The sequence below is a fragment of the Deinococcota bacterium genome (assembly GCA_030858465.1).
Lineage (GTDB): Bacteria > Deinococcota > Deinococci > Deinococcales > Trueperaceae > JALZLY01.
Genome location: JALZLY010000119.1, coordinates 1 through 7,658, shown reverse-complemented (window position 1 = coordinate 7,658; position 7,658 = coordinate 1). Strand labels below are relative to the sequence as shown.

Genomic DNA, 7,658 nt, shown 5'->3' with positions numbered 1-7,658 from the left:
GCCGTGCGCCGTGCCGCCTTCTTGCACGACCTCGGCCGGGTGGGTGTCGCCAACGGCACCTGGGAAAAAGCTGGCCCGCTCACCAAGAGCGAATGGGAGCAGGTCCGGCTGCATCCTTACCATAGCGAGCGCATCCTCTCCTCTTCACCGCTGCTGGCGCCGCTCGCGCCCTTAGCGGGGATGCACCACGAGCGCTTAGACGGCTCCGGCTACCATCGGCAAGCGACGGCGGCAACCGTGCCGATGGCGGCCCGCATTCTGGCGGCGGCTGACAGCTATCAGGCCATGACCCACGAACGACCTTACCGCAAGGCATTCTCTACTGATGGGGTTGCCGAAGAACTCCTGAGGGAAGTGAAGCGTGGCCGCCTTGATGGCGAGGCCGTCCAGGCGGTGCTCTCTGCCGCCGGACAGGCCCAAACCAGCCGACGCCGGAGCTGGCCGGCGGGTTTGAGCGACCGCGAGGTCGAGGTCCTTTTGCTTCTCAGCCGCGGCGCCTCAACCAAGCAGGTGGCTAAAGAGCTGGCCATCTCGCCCAAAACGGCCGGCCACCACGTGCAGCACATCTACCACAAGATCGGCGTCTCGACCCGCGCGGGAGCGGCCATGTTCGCCATGCAGCACGACCTGGTACGCTGATCGTTCGCCATAGGGTAAACGCCCGATGGCACCCGCTTGGCTGGGTTTTATGCTCATCCTTCTTGAACACGCAAGTCCTGCCAGCTATGGCCTCGAGGGCTTCAAACAATTCGTTGCCATGCTTGCCACGGCCTTCCCCGATTTGCAGGTCACTCTTGAAGATATGATCGCTGAAGGCGACAAAGTTGTTGCTCGCGTCACTGTTAGCGGTACCCACAAGGGAACTTTTATGGGTAGCATCATCCCTAATGGCAAGCAGGTTACGTGAAGATGGCGGCCGCTGGCTGCCCTCGGTGGGGGGCTTAACCACCGCCCTCTTACCCGTTCTCGAGAAAGAGGGCGGCACTTGGGTGGCCTGGGCAGAGAAAAAGGCCGACGAGTTGCCCGAGCTCGGTTATCCCGAGAACAACCCGCGCTTCTCGGTACAACGGCTTTACCTCAGCAAGCAGGAACTGATGTCCTACTACGGCTTCTCGAACCGCGTGCTCTGGCCGCTTTGTCACTACTTCATGGCCCCCATGGAACACCGGCCCGAGTTCTTCAGGGGCTACGCTGCGGTCAACCAGAAGTTCGCAAGGCGGGCGCTTGAGGCGCACCACAAAAGAGACCTCATCTGGATTCAGGACTATCAGCTTATGCTGGTGCCACAGCTCATCCGCGGAGGCTATCAAAATGCCTTCCCTGGTATAGTCACATGCCTCTTGCTCAACCCCTTTCCTCGAGCCCCCGTTGCGGTGGGTTCGATGGAGCCAGCATAGGTCCGCGCTAACACTTTGCCGTCGGGTGTTGGCCCTATAGCTTCTATAGCAATACCCCGGACACTTCACGCTGCGAGCGGTCCCTAAGCTTTCCTTCCATCCACGCCGTGTTCCGCTGCGGGTATCGCCGCCTCGAGGCCCGCCTGCTCGCGCTGCCGGGCGTAATCCTCACCGCGGCGGGGGCGCCTCGCTGTTCCAAACATGTTCATGTGAGCGTCGAAGGCGCCGACGGCGAGGCCCTGCTCATGAACCTGGATCGCCGGGGCGTCTATGCCAGCGCGGGCTCGGCCTGCGCGGCGGGCACGATAGAGCCCAGCCACGTGCTTCTGGCTATGGGGCTGAGCCGCGCACGCGCCAAGGCGAGCGTCCGCTTGAGTCTGGGTCGCGGCCTGGACGAAGCCATGCTCGACGAAGCCGCCGAGCACTTTGAACAGGCCGTCCTCGCCAGCCGCCTCGTCACGGCCTGAACGGTGGAACCTGTCAGGTATGTTGGGGTGGCCGCGGAGCACCGACCCAGCCGCCCGGCGGGCATGACCTAAACCCACGGCGTGGCGACGGGCCTAAGAGCTGACCACGGCCTCCCGTCTCGCTCGGCGCGCCTCACGAAAGGTGACAAGCCGGCGCTGCTCCTCATCCCATAGTGCCAGCGACACCGTTTTCAGACTGCTCGCCAAGGTGAGCTTGACGACGCCTTGCAGCACCAGGTTTTCGTCATGGCACCTTTGCAGGTTGTAGTTGGGAATGCGCGGGCTCAGGTGATGAACATGGTGAAAGCCGATATTGCCCGTGAACCACTGCAAGAGGCGCGGCAGTTTGTAGTAGGAGCTACCATGCATGGCGGCGAGCGTGTAATCCCACTCGGGGGTGTGCTCCCAGTAGGTCTTTTCAAACTGATGTTGGACATAAAAGAGCCAGGTGCCTACACTGGCGGCGATAACCATCACCGGCAGCCCGACCATGATCACCGCGCCAAAGCCGACGAGGGCGCTAGCGACCAGCAGCAGGCAGGCGATAGCCAGGTTCGTCCACCAGACCGAAGCCCTCTCGCCGGTGCGCCAGCTTGCCTGAACCCCCAGCGGCAGGCGCTGCAAGATGACGAAGTTGATAGCAGGAGTGAGCACAAAAAGAAAGAGGGGATTGCGAAAGACACGGTAGGAGGCGCGCTTCCACCAGGAAGCCCGCTGGTACTCGTTGACCGTCATGGTCCACACATCGCCGATGCCCCGTTCCTCGAGTTCCGCGTGATGCGCGTGGTGGATGGCGTGCCTTTTCCGCCATACCTGGTAAGGAACGAAGGTGAACAAGCCGCTTACCGCGCCTATCAGGTCGTTGGCGCGACGGGATTTGAAAAACGAGCCGTGGCCGCAGTCGTGCTGGATCACGAAGATCCGCACGAGAAAGCCGGCCGTCGGGACCGCCAGCAACAGAGTCAGCCAGTAACCGAGGTTCAGACTCAGGTACATCAGGGTCAAGCCCAGGGCCAGTCCTCCAAAGGAGTTGACCACCTGCCACACGCCCTTGCGGAGGTCGGGCTGTTGGTATTGGCGAACCACGCTTTGCCAGCCCGCATACTCGTCACTGGGGGCGAGCGTCTTTTTCGTCATAGGCTTTTCCTTTCCTGGGGTCCTGGGGCTCGATAAGGCTCGAGGGCGGCCACAAGGACCGGGGCCCTACTGTGGTCGGTCCAACCAGAACCTACTGTGGTCCAACCAGAAGAGGCTGGTTTTTCCAACGTGGAGCGGGTGGCTCGAGTGCACACAGCTTGTGAGAGACCCCTTTGTGAGAGACCCCTTTTCAGGATGGTCATTTCAGGCTTTCCTCTTTGGAGTCCACGTGGATGAGGTGTAGATGAGGCGTCGTGGACATGCCTAGCATACCACGGGACAAAGGAGGCATGTCCACCTGTCTCGGTCATAACCAGGCAAAGCATACCCTGCCAAGATGAGGGCTAAGATGAGAGCCTGCTTCTCTTGGGTGCCGGGTCCAGCAGCGAGACGCCGGGCATCAAGCACAGTCCTGCGAAAATATCCGCAAATACCGGCCCCGTTCCCTCGCGGCGGCCTGCAGCTCCCCTTCGCGGAGCTGCCCCAGCGCTTTAGCTCCGGGGTAATCCTCTTTTTTCCCTTTCCAGCCCTTCTCACCGCGGGTGGCGGTAAGCAGATAGGTCTCTACCCCCTCGGCGGCGTACGTAGCGAGCGTGCCACCGGTTCCCATAGACTCGTCGTCGGGGTGGGCAAGAACGGCCATGAGTCTCAGCGCTTCAGCCATGACAGCCTCCTGTTGTCTTTCGAGCTTTCATAGCGTCCTCCTGTTTCCTCCCGCGGTAAACGGAAAGCTGATGTTCCAGGTCTGCGTGTCGTTGGGCAGGACCCTCGGCCCCGCCCAACGACATGGTGGTGATATGCCGCTCACCAACCCTTGGCCTACACCCCCATGGCACCGTTCAGGGTGACAAACCCGGTGGCGCAGCGTGCATGGTGGACGTGTTCACGGCGACAGCTCAGCGCGCCGCCCCTTGCATAGCGGCGCTGCTCCCGTCCTGCTCGGCCCAAGCGACGACCTTGGCGGCTACCTTCCGGCCCAGTTCAGCGCCAGCCTCAACGGCACTGCGGAAGTGAATCCCCGCCCAGATGCGCGACTCACCGAGTTCCACGGCTCTCGAGCGGAAGTAGTGCGCGTCACGAGGGAACAAGTAGGCGAGCACCTCGCTGGTTGCCGTGGCGATGCCGGTGTGGCCCGATGGGGGCTCGGGGTTGGGGTAGGTGGTGAGCACGCTGGTAATGGCTGGGTCCCACTCGGCAGGACGCGCCACCCAGTAGGCAAAGCGGCCATCCCACACCGCCACGGTGGCGTCATAAAAGGCGACGCTGGCGAGCGCGTAGGCACGCGCGGCGCGCGGTGGGTTGCTGTCTAAGCGGTACTCGAAGAGCTTCTGCTCGAGTTCAGGCAGCCACATCAGGTGGTTGAAGGGCGCGTAGTAAAAGGCGACCTGACTGCTCATAACGGGGGCTGAACCCGGTTCAGGGCGACCGTCGGGGTCCTCGGGCCAGAAGAACAGCTCCATAAAGGGGTTGGCGTCGCGTTGGTAGTCGCGCACCTCGGCAATTTCGGCGGCGCGCTGCGCGGAGTCGGGCGCAGGCGGCGGCGGTGGACGGACCTCGTCCCCCGAGGTGAGCAGCCAAGGTTTCCAAGCGCCGACCGTCTCGTCACCCAGCGAGTCCAGCGCAAAGATGCCGGGCCCGGTGGATCTTGTCCCGCTCCACACCGCATCGGCATTATCTGTCATGGCCCGCTCCACGACCAGCCCGCGTCATGAAGAGCCGGTCGAGTGTTTCGAGCCCGTGTTGGCTCTCGAGGTAGCGTGAGAACCGCTCCTGGAAGGCTGTATCGGGACTGAAACGGGCATTTAAGACGTTGATGATGCTGTGACGTAGGCCCCGCTCGAGCCCTTCTTCACGTCCTTGCTCGAGCCCAGTCTAGAGACGCTCCTGAGCACCCCCGCGAGCCCTTCCTATCCCTCAGAACACGCCGTCGCCGCGGGGGCTGCCGAAGTGGTGCTCAGCCATTTCTTCCCCGAGCGTCAGGAACGGTTTGCCGCCTTGGCCGAGGAAGCCGCCAACGCCCACGTCCTGGCCGGGGTGCAGTACCCGAGCGACGCCGCGGCCGGGCTCGAGCTCGGTCGCAGCTCTTCATGACGGTGATGAAGGCCGATAGCTTGGACGCGCTCGAGACCCTCCTTCCTCGCTGAGCCTACAACTCACCCAGGCTTGCGGCTCGCGCCTCTTTCCGGTTCACCGTCATTTATGGCCTTGGCTGTTGAGAGCCGTCAACAGCTCTTTGGTCACGGCCCAAATGTCCTCCGTCCCCCTTGTCGACACCTGTTTCAAGCGAAGCAGCTTGTGCCCTGCAACGTGCCTTGAATAGAGTATGGGGTATATCCCCTACGGAGACCATACGAAGGGCAGCGACAACCAAGGCTACTCGAGGTTTTTGGTCAGGCCCTGTTGGGCGGCCCAGGCGGCGATCTGCACGCGGGAGTTGAAGCCCAGCTTGTTCAAGATGTTGCCGACGTGGCTCTCGACGGTCCGCTCGCCAACCGACAGCGCCAAGGCGATCTCGCGGTTGCTCCGCCCCTGCGCGACCAGCGCCGCTACCTCGAGCTCGCGCCCCGTCAGGCCGCCGAGCGTCTGGGGCTTTTCCTTGGGCAGAATGGCTCGAGCGGCGCGCAGGAACCCTTCGCGCAGCGCCCCCTCGCCGAGGCTGCCGGCAAGTCCGCCGATGACCTCCCGCGCCGCCGAGACCTCCCGGGCCGCGCTCGCGTGGCGGCCGAGGCGGCGCTGCACATGGCCGAGGCCGAGTTGGATGCGCCACAGGTAGGGCAGCATCCCTCGCTCGAGTGCGCCGCGCTTGGCGTCCTCCAGTACCTGCTCTGCCTCGTCCAGCCGCCCCAGTAGCGTGAGCGCCTCACCCTTTAGCTTCAAGAGGGCCGGGATAGGCTGCGTCCCACGACGTCCCGGTGCCGAGGCGAGCAGCCCTTCCGCAACGCTTAGCGCTAGGTCGGGTTTGCCCTGGGCCAAGGCGAGTTCGCCCCGCGTCCAGGCGAGCTGCCGCTCCTGGACGTTGCGCGGCCCCTCGTCACCGAGCGGCGCCGCCCCCAGCACCGCCTCGGCGTGGGCTAGGTCGTGCTCGAGCAGATAGGAGCGCGCGAGGGCGGCGGTGGCTACCCCCGTCCAAAACGCCGAGCCGAGGGGCCGCGCCAACGCGAGCCCTGCCTCCAGCGCCTGCCTCCCCAAGTCGGGCTCGAACGCCAGCAGGTAGCACTGTCCCAACGTACAATACGCAGCCGTCATCCACTGGTTGTGGCTGATATCGGCAGCGAGCGCCCGCTCGGCGTGCTCAAGCGCCGCGCCCAACTCGCCGAAGGCGCCGTGCACCTGAGGGGCGGCGAACTCGGCGTAGGCTTCCCCCGCCAGCCAGCCGATCTCGTGCGCTAGCTCCCGCGCCTCAGCCAAGTCGTGCGCGCACGCCTCGAGGCTTCCGAGAGCGCTGGTGGTCGTCTCGGTAAACAACGGGCTCCGCCAGACCGCGCGGGAGATGAGGCTCGAGGCCAGCCCCCGGCGCTCGGCCAGGGAGCGAAAGAGGGGGACGGCCTGGTCAAAGTAGCGGGCCGCGCTCACCATATCGCCGTAGAGGCCGTGTCCCATGCCGAGCAGGTCGAGCGTCTCGGCGATGCCCTGTTGTGCTCCCTGCCCCTCGAAAGAGGTTGGTTCCCCGCCACTCGGAGCATCGTGCGCGGCGCGATCCTACAAGCGTTCAACCGATAAGAAAGGAGAGCAACAAATGGTCATGACGATCTTGCAAGCCCAAGCAGCAATCCTTTACGTCAAGTTCATTTTGGCCTGGCCGCGCGCTCGAGCACATCACTTGCCCACTGGTTGAGACTCTTGCCGACGGCCTCGGCTGCGAGGCTGGCCGCCGCGTGGACTTCGGGAGGAACACGCAACATCATCTTGCCCGATGCCGGTCTGTCCGGACTCACGCCACGCGCCTCGCAATCCTCGAGGTAGTCGTCTATCGCCGCATGGAAGTCTTTTTCCAGCGTCGCCACCGCCTCGCCTTCAAAGGTGATGCTGTCCGTGATTCCCAGCACTTTGCCCCAGAAGATGTTGTCACGCGGGTCGAATTCGATGCGGGCAAGATAGCCTCGATAGCTCATCACGTTTTTCATGGCTTGATGTCCCTTTCCGTCAACCACTGGCGAACTTCTTCGACTTGGTATTTCTTGGCGTCTTTGCCCGGATGGGGCCGGTGCATGTGCAAGCGCGCTTCAGCCAAGACGAGCCGCACCCGCCAGCCCCTGCCCTCTTCCACCGCGCCGCCCAGCGCCTCAAAAAGTGCTTCGATGTCGCTGAATAAGATATCGTTTTGGTGGGCTTGCGGAAGATGCTTTGAAGCGTCCTGCGGTGCTTGGCCCTCATGGTTGATGATAGCACAATATGATGGCACTTGTGGGCATGGCGGGCTATCAGCCTCTCACGAAGGGAAGCGGTGGGTGAGTGAACCCGATATCGACCACATGGCCGCGTTTCTGCCTCGTCACCGCCTCTACAAATAGAGGCCAATTTGACAAAGACGGTTTTCCGCAGCGGTTGGCGCGGGTACATGCGAGGATAGGAATTGAGGCACAAAAAGGAGCCCATGGACGACGTTACCGCTCGGCGCGCGCCTCCTCGCCGCCGCCGACGCCTACCAGGCGATGAC

10 protein-coding genes and 1 pseudogene are annotated in these 7,658 nt (G+C 63.4%); 5 read left to right on the top strand and 6 right to left on the bottom strand.

Going from position 1 to position 7,658, the window contains the following annotated elements; genetic code table 11:
• The 4 genes from M3498_05745 to M3498_05730 all read left to right on the top strand — a co-directional run.
• Positions 1-639, top strand: a 639-nt coding sequence (locus M3498_05745; protein ID MDQ3458787.1) for a LuxR C-terminal-related transcriptional regulator, incomplete at its 5' end; no start/stop codon positions are given.
• A 49-nt stretch (positions 640-688) separates the two neighbouring features.
• Positions 689-907 (top strand): ester cyclase, encoded by a 219-nt coding sequence (locus tag M3498_05740; protein MDQ3458786.1) that lies wholly within the window; start codon positions 689-691, stop codon positions 905-907.
• Positions 888-1,397 carry a trehalose-6-phosphate synthase gene (locus M3498_05735; protein ID MDQ3458785.1) on the top strand — a complete coding sequence of 170 codons (510 nt, stop codon included), beginning with the start codon at positions 888-890 and terminating at the stop codon, positions 1,395-1,397. Before M3498_05740 ends, M3498_05735 begins: the two co-directional genes overlap by 20 nt.
• A 107-nt stretch (positions 1,398-1,504) precedes the next feature.
• Positions 1,505-1,864 (top strand): aminotransferase class V-fold PLP-dependent enzyme, encoded by a 360-nt coding sequence (locus M3498_05730; protein MDQ3458784.1) that lies wholly within the window; start codon positions 1,505-1,507, stop codon positions 1,862-1,864.
• Positions 1,865-1,957: 93 nt separating this feature from the next.
• Here the strand turns inward: M3498_05730 and M3498_05725 are convergent, their stop codons facing one another.
• The 3 genes from M3498_05725 to M3498_05715 form a co-directional block, all read right to left on the bottom strand.
• Positions 1,958-3,001 (bottom strand): fatty acid desaturase, encoded by a 1,044-nt coding sequence (locus M3498_05725; protein ID MDQ3458783.1) that lies wholly within the window; start codon positions 2,999-3,001, stop codon positions 1,958-1,960.
• Positions 3,002-3,401: 400 nt separating this feature from the next.
• Complete coding sequence (locus tag M3498_05720) at positions 3,402-3,665, bottom strand: PIG-L family deacetylase (GenBank protein ID MDQ3458782.1); 264 nt, start codon at positions 3,663-3,665, stop codon at positions 3,402-3,404.
• 232 nt (positions 3,666-3,897) lie between these two features.
• A complete protein-coding gene (locus M3498_05715; GenBank protein ID MDQ3458781.1) occupies positions 3,898-4,683 on the bottom strand; it encodes a phosphatase PAP2 family protein in 786 nt (261 codons plus the stop codon).
• Between the two features lie 175 nt (positions 4,684-4,858).
• Between M3498_05715 and M3498_05710 the strand changes: the two genes are divergently transcribed.
• Positions 4,859-5,092, top strand: a complete 234-nt coding sequence (locus M3498_05710) for a phosphatase PAP2 family protein (protein MDQ3458780.1) — start codon at positions 4,859-4,861, stop codon at positions 5,090-5,092.
• A 282-nt stretch (positions 5,093-5,374) separates the two neighbouring features.
• On the opposite strand, the gene M3498_05705 is transcribed toward M3498_05710, so the two are convergent.
• The 3 genes and pseudogenes from M3498_05705 to M3498_05695 form a co-directional block, all read right to left on the bottom strand.
• A complete protein-coding gene (locus M3498_05705) occupies positions 5,375-6,601 on the bottom strand; it encodes a LuxR C-terminal-related transcriptional regulator (protein MDQ3458779.1) in 1,227 nt (408 codons plus the stop codon).
• A 185-nt stretch (positions 6,602-6,786) separates the two neighbouring features.
• Positions 6,787-7,125: a type II toxin-antitoxin system HicB family antitoxin gene (locus M3498_05700; GenBank protein MDQ3458778.1), complete on the bottom strand. Its 339-nt coding sequence runs from the start codon at positions 7,123-7,125 to the stop codon at positions 6,787-6,789.
• A pseudogene (locus tag M3498_05695) lies at positions 7,122-7,375 on the bottom strand (type II toxin-antitoxin system HicA family toxin). The gene M3498_05700 and the pseudogene M3498_05695 overlap by 4 nt, the downstream one beginning before the upstream one ends.
• Between the last annotated feature and the right edge of the window lie 283 nt (positions 7,376-7,658).